Below are 17510 nucleotides of genomic sequence, written 5' to 3' on the forward strand. Positions count from 1 at the left end.
TTTTGTAAATACTTAAATTCGTAATATGGTCCCACCAATATTTTCAATCAATAACGTTAAGCTAGCAATTAAACTTCACTATGATCTGCTAAAAATTTCATTGCCGCTGCTTCTACGATGGGACAGCTAAAGATATAGCCTTGGATAATGTCACAATCTTTATCTAACAAATATTCCAGTTGTGCCTCGGTCTCCACACCTTCAGCGACAACTTTCATATTAATCGCATGTGCCATATTGATAACAGAGGCAATGATTTTTGCTCCTTGCACATCACTTGTTATCATATCAATAAAAGACTTATCTATTTTAACTGTTTCAACGGGTAATTGCCTCAAATACGTCAAAGACGAAAAACCTGTACCAAAATCATCCAAAGATAGCTTTACACCAAATTCTTTAAGATGGGCCAACTTACCAATAGCATCCTCCATCGACTGAATCAACACGCTTTCGGTTATTTCAAGTTCAAGTTGTTGCGGGTCAATCCCGGCTGCATTAACAGCATTGCAAACACCAACAATAAAATCATCAACAGCGATTTGTTTTGAAGATATATTTACAGCAACACGTATATCCGATCCGCCTTGCTCCGATAAGCGTCTGGCAAATTGACAAGACTCACGCAGCACCCACATTCCAATGCTGTTTATCAGACCCGATTGCTCTGCCAGGGGAATAAATTGCATCGGTGGCACATTCCCATATTCAGGACTATTCCAACGTAAAAGCACCTCAAAGCCAATCAATTTTCGATCAGTCGCAGAAATTTGTGGCTGGTAAACAAGTGAAAATTCATTTCGCTCCAATGCATGCCGCAAACTACCAGTCAACCGCATTTTTTCATAGGCATCTATTTGCATTTTTTCTGTATAAAAACGCCAGCAGTCCTTGCTTTCTTTTTTTGCTGCATACATTGCATTATCTGCATTTTTTATAAGTTCTTCTGCAGTATCGCCATCATCAGGATAAAAAGCTATCCCAATACTGGCAGTCATATGAAATTGTCCGCCGAAAATTTCTTGTTCTTTCCCGATAGATTTACTAATCTGTTGGACAAGTTTTCGCACATTTTCTCGATCATACGCCCCTGGCAAAATCACAACGAATTCATCGCCGCCAATACGGGAAACAAATGCATTTTTACCCGCTCTATCACGTATCCGAGTTCCCGCGGTATAAATAATCTTATCTCCATAAGAGTGGCCATACGTATCATTTATCATCTTTAAATCATCTAAATCAATGAACAAAATAGAACCAACCGCACTGCCTGAGCGAGCTCCTTCCATTTCATTTTTCAACCATTCATTTAAAGAGTGCCGATTTGCCAGCCCTGTCAATGAATCAAAATAAGCCATATGCTTAATGGTTTGCGCCTGCTTTTTCCGTTCCGCATCAACTTGCAGCACTTCGGTTATATCTTGATTTGTACCGTAGAGTTTTATGATTTCCCCCTTCGCATCTTTGATATTATTGCGCCGAACAAGAATGTTGCGCACTATACCATCCCTGCGAATAATACGATGTTCTACGTCTTTAAGTGGGACTTTGCCATCAGAAAAATAGAGTTGCCGTTCCTCTTCAAACATCCAGATATCTTCTGGATGTACAAACTCTCTAACGTAAGTATCAAACGACATAAATTGTCCTTCACGAGCTACATTCGTACCATAAACAGCATAAAACTCATCGTTGAAATGATAAAGTTTTGTCTTTAAATCATATTCCCATACACCCAAGTTAGCCAAACCAGCCGCCAAAATCATCATATTTCTACTATCTAATAACACTGTCTCCAGCTGCTTACGTTCTACAATTTCAGTGTGTAAAGAGTCTAATAACAATGCATTGCCTAAAGCGAACGATGCCAGATCCGCGAAACGTTGAAACAAAGATAGTTCCGCTTCCGACAAAATCCGCTCCGGCTCGGAAAAAGCCAGTCCGATTGCTCCAATCATTTTATCTTTGTTTTTTAATGGAACTAATGCAACGTAATATATCGTATCAAAAATAGGATTCACTAAACGCTCCGGCCAGCTATTATAATTTTTCACAGTGGCAACGGTTCCAGTTCGATAGGCTTGCCCAACAAGACCTTTCGTAAGAATACCTTCTTTGTCTAACTCGTTAAAAACACCCGTCCCGATTGTTACTGTATAAGTTCGTATTTCTGCATCCACAAAGTATACAAACCTGTTTGGAGCACCGAAAAGATCTCGCACCCCATCCATTATTTTTTGCAATACATCATCATGCCTTAGGTCAGACATAAGATTGATAGCTATATCGTGTAGTAGATTGAGCACCGTATTTTGTTGATAAATTGCTTCTTCTTTTACTAATAATTCATCAAATTGTTGATGCAGCTCTTCCTCGGAAGCCGTAAGTTCTTCATACGCGGTCAAGAGTTCTTCATTCAACAAATCATTCGTTACTACCTCATTTGTTTCCTTTGCCTTACACATTGTTATCACACCCCATTGGTTCACGGTACTTTCTCTTATAATATCGAATCTTTATTGTCCATATTTTCCATGAAGATTATATCTATTATAAATATCTAAAGATATTTAAATCTTACAGGGGCAAGAAGCAATTGTCAATCTGTAAATATAATGAAGAATATCAAGAAAAATTACGGTCAAAACAATCATTTGATGTTTATAATTATTCACTCATCGACCTAGTTTATGCAATAAATCTTTTTGTTTTTCCGACTGTTGCTTGTAATTTTCAAAATTTTCTTGTTTAGGAATGTATGTATTGGTTATTTTCAAATTATTAGTAAGCATCTCCATCAAATCTCGGTTTTCATCCACGGCACACGCCCCAATGATAGCATTTATTCGTACCGCACCACTAGCATTCTCCAATGTAATTGTCTCACTATTCATAACATCCGCTTTGATCTGATTCCAAAGGGGGTCCCTGCTGCCACCTTCCGTAATGGTAATTCGATCAATTTTGATTCCAGATTGACGATATGTATCGGTAATTTCTCGATAATCGTAAGCAATCGCTTCCAGGACTGCCCGCCATAAGACAAATTGATTGGTATCAAGTGTCATGTTTAGAAAGCAGCCTTTGACACTCGAAAATTCATCATAACCACCCGTCAAATACGGCAAAAAAATCACATCATTGCAACCCGGAGTCACCCTGGCCGCCCCTTGACTTAACGTTTCATAATAATGGTCATTTCCAGCTTGCTGACAGATACTGTCCTTAAACCAACGTAGTGCGAGACCCCCAGTCCTGACAAAGCCCCAATAAAAATAAGTGTTTTCTAATGTACCACTATTAAAAATCAGACCACTGCCTTTACGGCTTAACTCTGGAATAATTCCATTCGTCGAAACACAGAACATCGCACAGGTTCCCGCAACATCCACCGCCTTATTTGCTTCAAAAACGCCGCTGCCAAGCATAGACTGCATCGTATCACCAGCTCCAGCACAAATCGGTATCCCTTCCGGCAGCCCAGTTTCAGAAGCTGCTTCAGCCGATAAAGTGCCAATAATGTCCCAAGGTTTTACGATTTTAGGCATATAATTTTTGTTGATTTCCAATATCGATAACTGTTCATCGGACCATTCTTTTTCATATACGTTATAGCCCAACCCCCAGCCTGACATAGACCCCCAATCAATAAAAGCATCGACACTCTTGAGACCAGCTAAATTGAGCAATATATAGGGGGCATTATGAACAAACTTCCTGCCTTTAGCCTGAAATTCTTTATTATGAGATAATAACCACCGAGCATGCAATGCTGGAAACATGCATAATGGCTCAGCATTTCCCGTTTCTTTACCCCAAATTTCAAGTTTAAGGTCTTTCAGTGTTGCCGCATCACTTTGCGTTCGTGAATCTAAATAATTGATGTAAGGTGTAATAGCCTGACCATTCTCATCAATCCCAACAATTCCGCAAATAATTCCATCCCCCATAATGACCTTAATAAGCCCCGGATCAATTCCACGTTCATTTAATTGACACACACACTGTTTCATCCCCAGTTTAGCCAAAGCAAGATATTCATTCGCATTCATATCAACCCACCCAGCTTGTGGATAGGTCAAAGTCATTTGATTGGATACCTGCACGATACAATCCATATTTTCATCATATACTGCTACTTTTACACTTTGTGTTCCTGCATCAAAACTGAGATAGTATTGTTCCGTCATTTGCCAAGCCCCCAACTCTTTATAATAAAAATTTCTTCATGCTATCTAAAATCTATTACATAAATTCGCCAAAACAGGGTTATATTCCTATCTGGTCTCAATTAATATGTTTTCAAAAAACTTCCATAAATGACGATAGCACTAAATCAAATTGAAGACGCACTGTCCTTTTAAGGCATAAAAAAACGCCCCATATTAAAATGAAGCGTCTATTTTAAAGAATTTACCTCTGAAATTTTAAGCATATCAAAAAATGCTTACGCACTCTTCCATCGCTAGCATACAACAATCCCGAATAAGCCCCTCAAATCTTCCTGAGTTTTTCTATCCCCTGCAATCGTTCTATGGCATCACGCAACGTAGATAATTTTTTGCAAAATGCAAAACGAAGCCATATGCGCTCTGCTGAATATGTATGATAGAACCCTGATAAAGGTACAGCGGCTACACCCAATTTAGCTATGAGTTCCTTTACAAATTCGACATCATTTTTCCAACCTAAATAAGAAAAATCTGCTAATAAAAAATAACCACCTTGGCTTGCCAAGAAAGGGATTCCAATATTTTTAAAAGCATTTATAAGGTAATTACGGCGCTCGGTATAATCTTTACGAAGATCTTTATAGTACGTAGCCGGAGCAGTTACGCCCTTTATAATTCCTTGTTGCAGCGGCGCCGGACTGCTAATGGTAAGATAATTATGTGCCATACGGATTCCTTCTGTAAGCCAAGCTGGAGCAACAATGTAACCTAAGCGCCAGCCAGTAACACTATACGTTTTAGAAAATCCATTAAGTACAATCACTTGATTCTCCATTTCCGGTTGTAACCAGATTCTTGGCAATGGACGGTTGTCAAAACAAATTTCATCATATATTTCATCGGTAATCACCAAAAGATTGTATCGTTTGCAAATATCAACAATATGATCTACCTCTTCTTGATCAAAAATACGCCCCGTTGGATTATGCGGTGAATTAAATATAATGGCTTTTGTTTTATTCGTCACAGCATTTTCAATTGCTTTTTCATCAATTCGAAAATCTGGAAGTGTAAGCGATACATAGACCGGTTTTCCACCAAACAGCTCCACATCCGGTCCATAAATCGTAAATGCCGGTTCTAATATAATCACTTCATCACCAGGATTCAATATCGCCAATAGCGTCGCTGCCATCGCCTCTGTAACACCACAGCAAATGGTAATTTCTGTTTCCGGATTATAATATATGCCATGTTTCTTATCGATTTTTTTTGAAATTTCTATTCGCAGTTCTTCATTTCCCTGCATAAGTGCATATTGATTGCACTCCTCATGAATGGCTTTAATCGCTGCCTCTTTTACACAAGCAGGTGCCGAAAAATCAGGTACACCACCTGCTAAATCAATCGCATCATAGCGTTTGACCAACGGGGCAATCTTTCTAAAAACTGGTAATTGCAAACCAGTAATTTTATTTGATAGTATACCTTCGATTTTCTGTGTAACTGCAGTCATATTTCGCCTCCAAAATTATTTTTTCAATACGCTAGCCACCAACTATTTCATTTATCAGAAATCGGTAATTCTTTATCATATTCATGACTCCAAAACGAACTAACATCAATATTCGTTTTAAGCACGCCCACTTCCAAAAATTGTTTTACAATATCTTGCTGAGAATCGATTGCTTTTTGTGAAACAGCCACTATTTTATCCGGTGACTGTGCCATGCCTTCTTTAAAAGTAGCCAATGCTTGATCATAAGGTTGATGTGTATTGTCTGCAATAATCTGCGCCCATTTTTCTGGATTATTACGAGTCCATTCATACGCCTTATTGATTCTTGTTAAATAATCTGCAATTGCCCCTCGCTTTCCAGTATCACTTAAAGCCGAAATTGAGGCCTCTACGGGGAAATTACCTGATAAAATATCTTTTGCACTCAATAAAGTAACTGCACCTTGTTGATGAGCTGAAATAATTGCATTTCCATAACTAGCTAAAGCTGCAATTTTTCCACCTGAAAAAGCAGTCAGCCCATCTGATGTAGATAATTGAACCGGATCTACATCTTCCCACTTCATACCAGCTTGAGACAACATTTTCAGTAAAAAATAATGTGCAGTTGTATTATTTACATAAGCTATTTTTTGACCTCTTAACTCTTTTATGCTCGTAACACCAGAATCTTTTGGCACAACTAATTCTTGATTTAACGTAGTCGATTGTGATACTGCAATAATTTTAAAATTCCCTTGATTGGCAGATTGCGATGAAAAAACTGGTGGTATTTCACTAGTCAAAGTAAAATCTAAATTATCACTCGCCATTGCTTCCAAACATAAATTTCCTCCTTGAAAAACTTTATAGTCGACTTTATAAGGTGTATCTGCAATCCCCGCTGCTTTTAGCATTAACTCGAAATTACTCCATCCCGTTTGGCCAACACGAATCGTCACTTTGCTCAAATCATCAGTACCACCACTGCCTATTTCAGCACTGTTTGTTTGGCTTCCAGCACATCCTGCAAAGCCTATGCCGATACAAAGTATAAGTAAAAATAACAAAATTCTTTTCATAATTACCTCCCGTAATGTCATTCTTAAATAAAATGTTATACAGCTTCCATATCAAAAATTTTACCCGGATTTAAAATAGAATTTGGATCAAATGCCATTTTTATGGATTTCATCAATAGGAGTTCAATCGGATCAGCGAGTGTTGCCAGCGTCTGTTTTCTCTTAAAACCAATTCCATGTTCACCGGAAAGACGTCCACCAATTTCGTACGTCTGGGCATAAAGTTCTTGACGCAATAGCGGTAATGCAGTTTGCCAACCCGTATTTTCTGGTTGAGGTATGATTGCCAGGTGCATATTTCCATCGCCAGCATGACCAGCTATGCGAAATTCAAAAGTCCATTTCTGAGAAAGATCTTCCAATATATCAATAAATTCATTGATTTTATCCACAGGAACCACCAAATCTTCTGAAAAACGAAGTGGATTTTTTGCTTCGATTGCCTTACCCCAAATGCGGCGAGCTGGCCAGATAATATCTCCATCGATTGCTTTGACAACAAGGCTCCCCTGCTTTTTAGCTATTTCTTCAAGACGTTTTTTTCTGATAGATATTTCTTCTTTGGAATAAGCTTCCCACTGAACAATCAAACAATCACCTACCGGATTACCAAATACAGGATAGTTTTGATAGCCTTCAATATCTTTTGCGGTTTTAATATCAATTAATTCCAAAGACAAAGGATCTAGTAGTGTATCGGCTAACACCTCTTTCACTAAAGCGACAACTCCCTGCAAGTCTGGCATAACAACAAGATAGTTCGGATTAAATGGTGCTAGTGGCTGCAGCTTCAAAGTAGCTTTGGTAACAATACCTAGCGTTCCTTCAGACCCTGCCAATAATCGCGGCAAATTATAACCCGTAGCATTCTTTTTAAGACGACTTCCGATTGTAACAATTTCACCCAACGGAGTCACAATTTCCAAAGAATACACTTGATCTGCCGTTACTCCATACTTTACTGCACGGTTTCCGCCTGCATTGGTTGCTATATTGCCAGCAATGACACATTGATCATTACTGCAGGGATCGCCAGCATATAAAAATCCCTGTTGATAGGCGGTCGCCTGGAGATCACTCGTACGTACTGACGGTTCCACAACGATGTATTGTGCTTCGCGATCTAAATGGATAATTTTATTCATTCGTGCCAAATCTAGTAAGATACCACCATATAATGCTACCGCTCCACCTGCCAGACCACTGCCTCCGCCACGAGGTGTCACCGGAATTAAATATTGATTGGCTAGTTTAATAATTTTTGCTATTTCTCCGGTATCTTTCGGCAAAATCACAACCTCTGGATACTGTGGTTTATCATTTTTCGTAGCTGCATCATGACCGTATTCCTCTGTAATCTGTTGCTGAATTAAGGTATATTCTTCTCCGACAGTTTTTTGTAACTGTTCAAGTATCGCTGGCGTAATTGGGTTATATTTTGTCATTGTTTTATTCTCCTAATCCTAATAGATTTAGTCCATTTAATTTAATTTTATATTGCATATTCTAATTTTTTAGTATCCTCTATAACAGACTCTGCGTTACCCATTATTTGATCTAATATTTTCTTCTCATAATACGTAAAATCATTATTACGATGGCGCGGACGCGACAATTGAATAGCAATATCCATTGCAATTTTTCCATGATCAATAAAAATAACCCGACTTGCTAATGCAACAGCTTCACTAACATCATGTGTCACCAATATAGCCGTAAATTTTTTAGCAAGCCACAATTTTTCAATCAGTTGTTGCATTTCAATCCGAGTTAATGCATCTAATGCGCCTAACGGTTCGTCAAGAAGAAGCACTTCTGGCTCAGCAACAAGTGCTCTTGCCAAGGCTACCCGCTGTTGCTGCCCCCCCGATAAAATATCTGGCCATTTATCATTGTGCTCTTCAAGTCCAACATCGTGTATTACCTGCTTGGCAATGCTTGTATTTTCTTTTTGCATACCAAGTTTCACATTATCGATCACCCTTTTCCACGGAAGAAGCCGTGCCTCTTGGAAAAGGACTCGAATCTTTTTATTTATTCCACAGAGTTCTTCTCCCTGCATTTTTATTGACCCATTTGTTGGTGTTTCCAGCCCTGCAATTAATCGTAATAACGTACTTTTCCCACAGCCACTGCGCCCAACAATTGCTACAAATTCCCCCTGTTTTATATGCAAAGTAAGTCCATGCAATACCTTCGTTTCACCAAAATATTTGTTTACATCTTCAATATTTAAATATTCTTGTACTTCATTGATCAGCATACCTATCACTCCCTACAATTTTTCAGTTTGCCACTTCAACCATTTTCTTTCTAAGTAACAGGCAATACTATCTGACAATTTTCCTAGTAACGCATATACAAGAATGCTCAATACAATTACATCCATTTGCATAAATTCTCTTGCATTCATTGCCATATAACCAATGCCTGAATTTGCGGCTACAGTTTCAGCTACAATTAAAGTCAGCCACATAATTCCTAAACCATAACGTACACCGACTAATATCGAGGATAGTGACCCTGGTAATATAATATTCCAAAACAATGCTGCTCCATGTAATCCATAAACTTTCCCCATTTCAATAAGACGTGTATCTATCCTACGAATGCCATGAAACGTATTTAGATAAATAGGGAAAAACACACCGAGTGATACAAGAACTAATTTAATCTCTTCACCAATACCAAACCAAAGAATCAACAACGGAATTAATGCCAAATGAGGTATGTTTCGAATCATCTGAATAGACGCGTCAAGAAATTGTGCTGATGTTCTGGATAATCCATTTGCAAGACCTAATAAGAAACCGATACCACCGCCTATAATAAACCCGCTAAAAGCACGCTGTGTACTAGCCCCTATATATCGTATCAATTCACCATTACTTATCAATTTAATAAAAATATCAATTACCTTTATGGGCTGTGGTAAAATTTTATTAGATACAAGACCATCACTTGTTGCAACTTGCCAAAATAGCAATAATATAGCAGGAATTATCCATGGAATTATTTTGTTTAACACATAGGATTTTTTCAATAAAAGCATGATACCAGTTCACTCCTTATATTTTTTGTATAAAATAAACTTTATTTATTGTCACAATATATCATCTCAACATCTTTAGCAAAGTTTGAATTACGTAAAAAAGCAAAGACCAATACCAACTTTTCACAAGTTATAGTATTGGCCTTTGCTTTTGCAATCAGCTTTAATATAATCATTATTTATATACAACTAAGCCTGATCTATTTCGCAGTTTTCCCAAATGGTGCAATAATATTCTTTTATCTTTTGTCTATAATCCTCTTTGCTGCCAAATTTGTGGCAACAGTATGTTCATCGCGATATTTATTATGACCATCATCGGGGTGTCTTGGAAGAACATTTTAAATATGCATTACTTTTTAATTAAAGATGATATTATCGACGATGAACCATAGTATTGATTTTACATCTAAAACATCATTTACTTTATTGCGCCCGTAGTTAGTGTGCTTCTTTTATTTGGAATAACATTTTAGAGAACTTTCCTATGAAATAAAAAAATCTAGGGACAATATAAATACAGACCATTAGCCTTTAGATTTTCTACTCAACTAAGATAATATAAAGGGAGTACAACATGTGTGTGCAATTAATTTATTAAGCACTCTTGCTGATGGCGGCTGTAAAAATATTTTCCAAAAGAGTCAAAGCTCCACGATAGCCAATATACGTCTTATTCAAAACTACCTCATACGATGCCGGAAAACCAATCTCAACAATATTTCCATTTAAAGCTTTCGCCGTATCTCGTTCCCAAGTTGTACCAAAAATAATTGGTGGTTTATGCCCAAAATCTGTTTTCCTCAAGATTTCTCCCACAATATACCCATCTTCCACAAACTCCACCGTCGTTGCTACATCTTCCGCCAAATGTGCATATTCCTTGGCAATCGCCTCACGGTATTTTTCCGGAGCTTTATCGGTAATAATCTGTTTACCCGGAATAAGCCCCAACTGATTGACCAAAAATTTATTGATTGCCAAATTATAAATGCTATCCCCGACTACTGCATACGTTGCTGGCAGCCCCCACCAATATTCGGCATAAAAATCCGTAAAATGCTCCAGATAATAATAATATTCTTTTTCTTCTTGTTTGATGAATTCATCTACATGGGTGATATCCAAACCAGCAAATGCAACAATTTGGTGTAAAAACTCTGCTGTTTGTCCAGCCCCAATCGGGAGCACCGGAATATGCAAATATGGCTGATTATATTTCTTTTCTAAATATTTTGCTGTACTTAAACCCATCCAAGGTGAAACCACCAAGTTAAATTGTGCATTTGGTATAGTTTTCCATTCTTCAATTCCTTTTGAACCATTGCCAAATAAAATATTAACTTGAAATCCAGCCCCTTCAATGACACGTTTTAATTCTAACAAGTCACCACGCCAAAAGGTATTTTGAAAAGGTAATTCTGACCACACATTAATTAATCCCTTGATTTTTTTGTCTTTATCAACTGCATATTTATCAACATACTGTTCAATAATTGCCTCGGTAATAATTTCATGCCCAATAAAATTATTACCTTTAAAGCCTCCTGTTTCAGCGTATACAATCGGCACATTTTTTTCTTGGAACTTACTAACGACCGAAGATACATCATCGCCCACGATTTCGCCAATGCAGCCATTGAGTACTACAAATAAATCCGCTTCCATAATTTTAAGCGTTGCCGAAATTAATTCGCTCAATTTCTTTTCACCGCCAAAAATAACTTCATTTTCTCCAAGATTATCGCTCGGTGTAACCGACCCGCCAGCATAGCCGCCCCCTTGGAATCCATTATAAAAAGCTAAACTTGTATATTGTTTATCAACGCAGCCTGGTCCGCAATGCGCAATCGGCATTGCTCCCGGAATCGCCGTAACGGAATGCAATGCTCCAAGTGCACAGCCATAACGAACCTGATTGATAGAATTTGTCTGTCCATTTTTATCCTTATTTATCGCCATAATTTCCCGACTCCCTTACTCATTGATGACTTCTGGATGTTTCGCTAACAGATATGGATCTTTTTGTTCCAGCCACCATTTTTTATATGGTAATTTCGTATGTGCTTTAATATCATCATGGAATTTTTTATGTGCCAAAACATCTAAAATCGATTCACCCAAATTTACAATACCATCATAACCAATAGCAATATGTTCATCGCCAAGCGGTGCTGCCGGAATCCCCATTCTGGAAGCAAGCGGCGCCAACCCATTATGACGAATCAAGATAAAATCAGGATTCACTTCCTTAAGTAAACCATAAAATTGATACTGTTGCCGATTACTCACATTAAAGGAGCCGACATCCCCATAATTTTCAATTAAATGCCCCAAAGAATCTTCCCGTGGATCGCCACTATCATAAACAGGGTCATGATGAAAGACAAGGGAACCATTGACTTCAACATCCAATTCTCTAAGAACCTGAATAAGTCCATGTGCATAGGCCGATCCAGTTGCTACATAACCTTTGATGCCTTTGAGTTTTTGCTTAAGTTGGGCAATTCGTGGTGCAACACGTTTGTGTTCAGCCTCAATAAATTGTTCTACCAGATCTTCGCGATGTGTGACTTTAGCAATTTCACGAAGCCAGGCATCCGTACCCGCAAAACCATACGGCATCGGAGCTTTTACTTCTGGTACGCCAAAATGCTGTTCTAATGCTGCCGCCATATATGAAGACAATGTATAACAAAAGCCAACCGTCGCCGCTGCTTCTGAAAGCTGTTCCAAATCATCAACCGAAGCTAAATCAACAACATAATTCACCCGCAAATTAAGATTTGCCAGCATTGGTGTAAATACGTCAGAACCCCAAAGATTGATAACATTCACCAAATCTTCTTGTTTTTTTGGATTACGCTTCACAAGCTGTCGCAAAATACCATGCTGTGTCGCATCAAAACCAGTACTCCAATGCTTCGAACGAAAACCTTCGCAGGCAATCGGAATAATGGGAATTTTAAGCTCTGCTTCTTTTTCACGCGCAATACTTTCCATATCTTCACCAATAATTCCTGTTGCACACGATGTGGCAATAAAAATTGCTTTGGGTTGATAGCGTTCCCAGGCATCATCGATGGATTGTTTCAATTTTCCCGCAGCACCAAAAACCATATCACTTTCGATCAGGTTTGTATTGATGATGCGAATATTTTCAACTTTATGATGACGCATTGCTAAGCCATTTCGATAAATGGAATTATACGGAACCTGCCCCGCCCCGCAGCCAATAGGTGAATGTTGAATCAGCACTGCATCTCTGACGTTACCGGCCTGGCATTCTACCATCTGTTCGCTGCAAACTGAGCCTTGCGTAAAAGGACCTTTGACTTCACAAAGCCGGCAGCCATCTTTCTTCTTGCCACAGGCACGGCTTTCATAACCAGACTCTCTATGCAAATCACTTGCTTTGCCATCCCAGGCAATAATAGTCCCCAGTCGATGTTCCCGGCTTTCCACTTCGGCAATGTCCAAATTAATTTTCTTTGGCATAGTTTTTCACCTCATTAAAAAATATCTATATTTCTCATAAAAAAAGGCAAAGGATACAAGAAATAAATTCCTATAACCTTTGCCTTCAATTCTCATGATCAGCAAACGATGGGACTGGATTTTATAAAATAAATAATAGCCTTACCTTAAATGCCTTCGCCATCGAGTCCGGTAAATTCTTGAAAGCGATGTTTTTCGGTACGTTCAATTTGAATGATCTTTCCTTCTTTGATTACAATGACAATCTGTCCGTATTCTAAATCGCCAAATTCTTTTTGAATCTTTTTACCAATTTGCGTATAATCTGACTTTTTATCTACATTCAATTTCTGACCGCGAGTAATCATATCACATGGCCGTATTTTCTCATTGCGTTCAATCTGGACCAGACGAAAATTTTGTGTAACAAGAGTTACATTGCCATGAAAGGTTGTTTTTAAAACATCTACAATCTGTTCCATTAAATGTTGTGAAATCGCTGAATTTGAATTTGTCCCAATCTGTATTTTTCTTACAGCCATTAAATTCCCTCCTAATAATAACTGCCAAAATAAAGAAAAACTAAGCATGTCTCAACATGCCTAGCCTTCATTTTTTGATCAGCTAAACTTTAACAGTTCTAGAGAAATAGCAGATCTTTTGTTTTACGCTCAAAAAATTCCTAAAAAAATTCATCTTAGAAACTATTATTCAATGCAGCAAAAGTCTGGTTAATATTACTATTACACATTCTTTCCGTATTTAAAAATTAACCATATATGATTAATATGTTTATAATTATAGTTTGAGCAGCTGATTTTGTCAATCTTTTTCATACTAAAAATATAGTATTACTTGATGTGGTTTATATATCAAATACGATAATCATCTTCCAATGTATCCATGAGTCCAAATTCCATAAGAATTTCTTCAAGACGTTCCTGCGTCATTGGTTTTGGAATAACAAAATTCTTGTTTGTTTCAATCTTATGTGCTAATTCACGATACTCAGCCGCCTGTTGCGCTTCTGGACGATATTCAATAACAGTTTTTCTGTGAATTTCCGCTCGTTGAACAATATTATCACGTGGTACAAAATAAATAAGCTGTGTGCCCAGTTCACTCGCAAATGCTTTTAAAAGATCGATTTCACGTTCTACATTACGGCTATTGCAAATAATCCCGCCAAGTCTTACAACCCCTTTATTCGCATATTTCTGAATCCCTTTGGATATGTTATTGGCCGCATATAAAGACATCATTTCCCCACTTGCTACAATATAGATTTCTTTCGCTTTCCCTTCGCGAATCGGCATCGCAAAGCCACCGCACACAACATCCCCAAGAACATCATAAAATACATAATCAAGATCTTCCGTGTACGCTCCCAAGCGCTCCAATAACCCAATCGATGTAATAATACCACGACCAGCGCAACCAACACCTGGTTCCGGTCCACCCGATTCAACGCAACGAATCCCATTGTACCCTGATTTCAAGACACGTTCCAAGTCAACATCTTCGCCTTCTTCACGCAATGTATCCAATACTGTTTTCTGGGCAAGCCCCCCCAATAACAACCTTGTTGAATCCGCTTTTGGATCGCAGCCAACAACCATAACATTTTTGCCAAGTTCACTGAGCCCCGCTGTTAAATTTTGAGTGGTCGTCGATTTACCGATTCCACCTTTACCATAAATTGCAATTTGTCTCAATACTTTTTCTCCCATTATTTAATCTCCTTTTATTTTAATAATATGAATTTAACACTCATTTTTGATCAACTAGAAATTTATATTATATTTAATACCATATTGTAGTTTTTTCCTGAGGAATTTTATTAAATAAAACCGTCGACAAATAACGTTCTCCCGTATCGGGAAGGATAGCAACAACTGTTTTTCCTTTATTTTCAGATCGTTTGGCAATTTTTGCTGCAGCAAAAGCGGCTGCCCCCGAAGAAATACCCACCAATAAGCCTTCAACTCTTGCCAAAACACGAGCCGTGTCAATTGCTTCTTCATTTCTCACTTTGTAGATTTCATCTACAAGCTTCAAATCCAAAACTTTTGATACAAAACCAGGTCCAATACCTTGGATTTGATGAGCTCCCAGTTTACCACCGGATAAAACTGGTGATGAGGCTGGTTCAACGGCCACGATTTTGATGTAAGGATTTTTCTCCTTCAACGCAGCTGCGATTCCAGTTATGGTCCCCCCCGTCCCAACACCGGCAACTAAGATATCAACCTTCCCTTCTGTAGCTTCCCAAATCTCAAGCCCTGTTGTTTTTTTGTGTATTTGGGGATTTGCCGGATTTTCAAATTGCTGCAAAATAATGCTGTTTACAATCTGTCCATTCAATTCTTCCGCCTTGCGGATTGCTCCTTTCATGCCTTTTTCCCCTGGAGTCAAAACCAATTCTGCCCCCAGCGCTGTCAAGAGTGTTCTACGTTCCACACTCATTGAATCAGGCATTGTAATAATCAGTCGATACCCTTTTGCTGCCGCAACAAACGCCAGCCCGACACCAGTATTACCACTAGTCGGTTCAATAATGACCGAATCTTTTGTAAGAGTTCCCTTCTCTTCTGCATCTTGAATCATCGCATGAGCCAGCCGATCTTTGATACTGCCGAGCGGATTAAAATATTCTAATTTGAATAAAAGTTCACTTTCTTCCACTTTTGCTAATTTCGCAAATGATTGTGATCTCAATATGGGTGTATTCCCGATAAGTTCGACTAAATTATCTACTATAATATTAGACATTTATTTTCCCCCTGCAAACACATATGATTTTCTGCCGTTCCCAGCTGATATGCTTCAACCATGTGAAAACGTTTCCTTAACTACAAGCTGCCCCAGATAAACCTGCTCACTAAAATTACTTTTCCCTGGAACGCCCACAGCATCCGCACGACATCTTTGACAATGGCGGAAAACATCTATATATTTTTCTGCTTCACGTCTTGCTCCATCAATATCATTACAACCTGGTTCTACATAATCTTTTAATTTATGCTGTGGAATCAGCGGAATAATATTATATAAAGTTGCCCCAGCCTCTTTAACCTGTCTAGCCACTTCCTTAATATGGAATCGATTAATTTCATTGATCAATACCGTATTAATTTTTATGGTAATGCCCGCATCGGCTATTTTCTGGATTCCAGCCAATTGATTTTTGATTAAAATATCAGCTGCTTCAACACCTTCATAGCGTTTTCCATGATAAACAATTCCTGATATAATTTTAGCCTGTATCTCTGGATCGACCGCATTAACCGTTACCGTCAAGGTATCAATCCCCACATCAATAATTTCTTCAGCCCGTTCATTTAGCAATAAGCCATTCGTACTCATACATTTTAAAAGTTGCGGGAATCTATCCTGAATCAACCGAAAGGTTAACAATGCATTATCGGTCGCCAGTGTATCCCCCGGCCCAGCAATGCCAGCTACCGTTATATCAGGGCAAAGTTTCAAACCGCGTTCAATCGCTTCAATCGCTTGTTCTGGTTTTAAAATAGAAGCTGTTACTCCCGGTCGGTTTTCTGTTGTATTGATTTTTCTATCACAAAAATTACACTCAATATTACAACCCGGACACACTGGCAGATGCATTCTGCCTTTATTTTGTTTAGCACCAAAACATGGATGTATTTCTCTTACTCTTACCTGATCAATCATTTTTTCTGCCTTCTTTCCTTTTTATTCCGTAAACAGCTTCTAGTTACAGAACTGGTTCAGCCTTCACCTTTAATTTATTTTGTTTTGCATCATAAGCAATAATCTTCTTCATGGCATTTTCAATAAAATCACGAATTGTAATAGCCTGTATCCCGTGTATTTCCAACACACGTCCTGCCCCACCACCAATCTGAGCACATAAAACATACCGACAGTCCGACACAGCCAGCACAGCTTTTTCCAGCGCCCACTCATCATGCCCGCCTGCATTACAGGGTGATTCTATAGATCTGTCTTCAAGAAAACGATACTCTTTCTTTTCATCTACCTGAACAATAAGGAATTTTTCAGTATGCCCAAAATGTTGATTAACGACTTTCCCATCGGTCGAAGAAATTGCTACTTTATATGACATAAAAACGCCTCCACTTGTTTATATAAAACAGGAACCTACTCGTGTAGTGGGACATTGATATTTAATTTTTAATTTTCTTGCTTCACTTTATATTCTGCCAATATATGAAAACTTAATT

At 38.2% G+C, this 17510-nt stretch carries 14 protein-coding genes; all 14 read right to left on the reverse strand.

Features of this window, described 5'->3' with window-relative positions:
• Positions 1–68: 68 nt before the first annotated feature.
• Entirely contained in the window at positions 69–2468 is a 2400-nt protein-coding gene (locus BMY14_RS12875) for a bifunctional diguanylate cyclase/phosphodiesterase (RefSeq protein ID WP_091832492.1), read from the reverse strand.
• Positions 2469–2678: 210 nt separating this feature from the next.
• A complete protein-coding gene (locus tag BMY14_RS12880; RefSeq protein ID WP_091832494.1) occupies positions 2679–4193 on the reverse strand; it encodes an FGGY-family carbohydrate kinase in 1515 nt (504 codons plus the stop codon).
• A gap of 304 nt (positions 4194–4497) precedes the next feature.
• Positions 4498–5691: a pyridoxal phosphate-dependent aminotransferase gene (locus BMY14_RS12885; RefSeq protein WP_091832496.1), complete on the reverse strand. Its 1194-nt coding sequence runs from the start codon at positions 5689–5691 to the stop codon at positions 4498–4500.
• Between the two features lie 47 nt (positions 5692–5738).
• Positions 5739–6755, reverse strand: coding sequence for an ABC transporter substrate-binding protein (locus tag BMY14_RS12890; protein ID WP_091832498.1), 1017 nt, complete (start codon positions 6753–6755; stop codon positions 5739–5741).
• Between the two features lie 35 nt (positions 6756–6790).
• On the reverse strand, positions 6791–8200 hold the full coding sequence (locus BMY14_RS12895; protein WP_091832500.1) for an FAD-binding oxidoreductase: 1410 nt from the start codon (positions 8198–8200) through the stop codon (positions 6791–6793).
• Positions 8201–8247: 47 nt separating this feature from the next.
• Positions 8248–9018 (reverse strand): ABC transporter ATP-binding protein, encoded by a 771-nt coding sequence (locus BMY14_RS12900; protein ID WP_091832503.1) that lies wholly within the window; start codon positions 9016–9018, stop codon positions 8248–8250.
• 12 nt (positions 9019–9030) lie between these two features.
• Positions 9031–9807, reverse strand: coding sequence for an ABC transporter permease subunit (locus BMY14_RS12905; RefSeq protein WP_091832505.1), 777 nt, complete (start codon positions 9805–9807; stop codon positions 9031–9033).
• A 597-nt stretch (positions 9808–10404) separates the two neighbouring features.
• Positions 10405–11769: a nitrogenase component 1 gene (locus tag BMY14_RS12910; RefSeq protein WP_091832508.1), complete on the reverse strand. Its 1365-nt coding sequence runs from the start codon at positions 11767–11769 to the stop codon at positions 10405–10407.
• A 15-nt stretch (positions 11770–11784) separates the two neighbouring features.
• Positions 11785–13305: a nitrogenase component 1 gene (locus tag BMY14_RS12915; RefSeq protein ID WP_091832511.1), complete on the reverse strand. Its 1521-nt coding sequence runs from the start codon at positions 13303–13305 to the stop codon at positions 11785–11787.
• A gap of 146 nt (positions 13306–13451) precedes the next feature.
• A complete protein-coding gene (locus BMY14_RS12920; RefSeq protein ID WP_143063175.1) occupies positions 13452–13826 on the reverse strand; it encodes a YezD family protein in 375 nt (124 codons plus the stop codon).
• 330 nt (positions 13827–14156) lie between these two features.
• Positions 14157–14999 carry a nitrogenase iron protein gene (gene nifH / locus BMY14_RS12925; protein WP_218144906.1) on the reverse strand — a complete coding sequence of 281 codons (843 nt, stop codon included), beginning with the start codon at positions 14997–14999 and terminating at the stop codon, positions 14157–14159.
• A gap of 88 nt (positions 15000–15087) precedes the next feature.
• Positions 15088–16056 carry a cysteine synthase A gene (cysK, locus tag BMY14_RS12930; protein WP_091832519.1) on the reverse strand — a complete coding sequence of 323 codons (969 nt, stop codon included), beginning with the start codon at positions 16054–16056 and terminating at the stop codon, positions 15088–15090.
• A 54-nt stretch (positions 16057–16110) separates the two neighbouring features.
• A complete protein-coding gene (locus tag BMY14_RS12935) occupies positions 16111–16977 on the reverse strand; it encodes a radical SAM protein (protein WP_091832522.1) in 867 nt (288 codons plus the stop codon).
• 43 nt (positions 16978–17020) lie between these two features.
• Positions 17021–17392, reverse strand: a complete 372-nt coding sequence (locus tag BMY14_RS12940) for a NifB/NifX family molybdenum-iron cluster-binding protein (RefSeq protein WP_091832525.1) — start codon at positions 17390–17392, stop codon at positions 17021–17023.
• Positions 17393–17510 lie beyond the last annotated feature (118 nt).

The organism is Propionispira arboris, assembly GCF_900109225.1.
In the GTDB taxonomy this organism is placed as follows: domain Bacteria; phylum Bacillota; class Negativicutes; order Selenomonadales; family Selenomonadaceae; genus Propionispira; species Propionispira arboris.

Bases quoted from the DNA above. Each gene is read 5' to 3' on its own strand.
- BMY14_RS12905 (WP_091832505.1), bottom strand. From the start codon at position 9,807: ATGCTTTTATTGAAAAAATCCTATGTGTTAAACAAAATAATTCCATGG.
- BMY14_RS12940 (WP_091832525.1), bottom strand. From the start codon at position 17,392: ATGTCATATAAAGTAGCAATTTCTTCGACCGATGGGAAAGTCGTTAAT.
- BMY14_RS12880 (WP_091832494.1), bottom strand. From the start codon at position 4,193: ATGACGGAACAATACTATCTCAGTTTTGATGCAGGAACACAAAGTGTA.
- BMY14_RS12875 (WP_091832492.1), bottom strand. From the start codon at position 2,468: ATGTGTAAGGCAAAGGAAACAAATGAGGTAGTAACGAATGATTTGTTG.
- BMY14_RS12920 (WP_143063175.1), bottom strand. From the start codon at position 13,826: ATGGCTGTAAGAAAAATACAGATTGGGACAAATTCAAATTCAGCGATT.
- BMY14_RS12895 (WP_091832500.1), bottom strand. From the start codon at position 8,200: ATGACAAAATATAACCCAATTACGCCAGCGATACTTGAACAGTTACAA.
- BMY14_RS12885 (WP_091832496.1), bottom strand. From the start codon at position 5,691: ATGACTGCAGTTACACAGAAAATCGAAGGTATACTATCAAATAAAATT.
- cysK (WP_091832519.1), bottom strand. From the start codon at position 16,056: ATGTCTAATATTATAGTAGATAATTTAGTCGAACTTATCGGGAATACA.
- BMY14_RS12935 (WP_091832522.1), bottom strand. From the start codon at position 16,977: ATGATTGATCAGGTAAGAGTAAGAGAAATACATCCATGTTTTGGTGCT.
- BMY14_RS12910 (WP_091832508.1), bottom strand. From the start codon at position 11,769: ATGGCGATAAATAAGGATAAAAATGGACAGACAAATTCTATCAATCAG.
- BMY14_RS12890 (WP_091832498.1), bottom strand. From the start codon at position 6,755: ATGAAAAGAATTTTGTTATTTTTACTTATACTTTGTATCGGCATAGGC.
- BMY14_RS12900 (WP_091832503.1), bottom strand. From the start codon at position 9,018: ATGCTGATCAATGAAGTACAAGAATATTTAAATATTGAAGATGTAAAC.
- BMY14_RS12915 (WP_091832511.1), bottom strand. From the start codon at position 13,305: ATGCCAAAGAAAATTAATTTGGACATTGCCGAAGTGGAAAGCCGGGAA.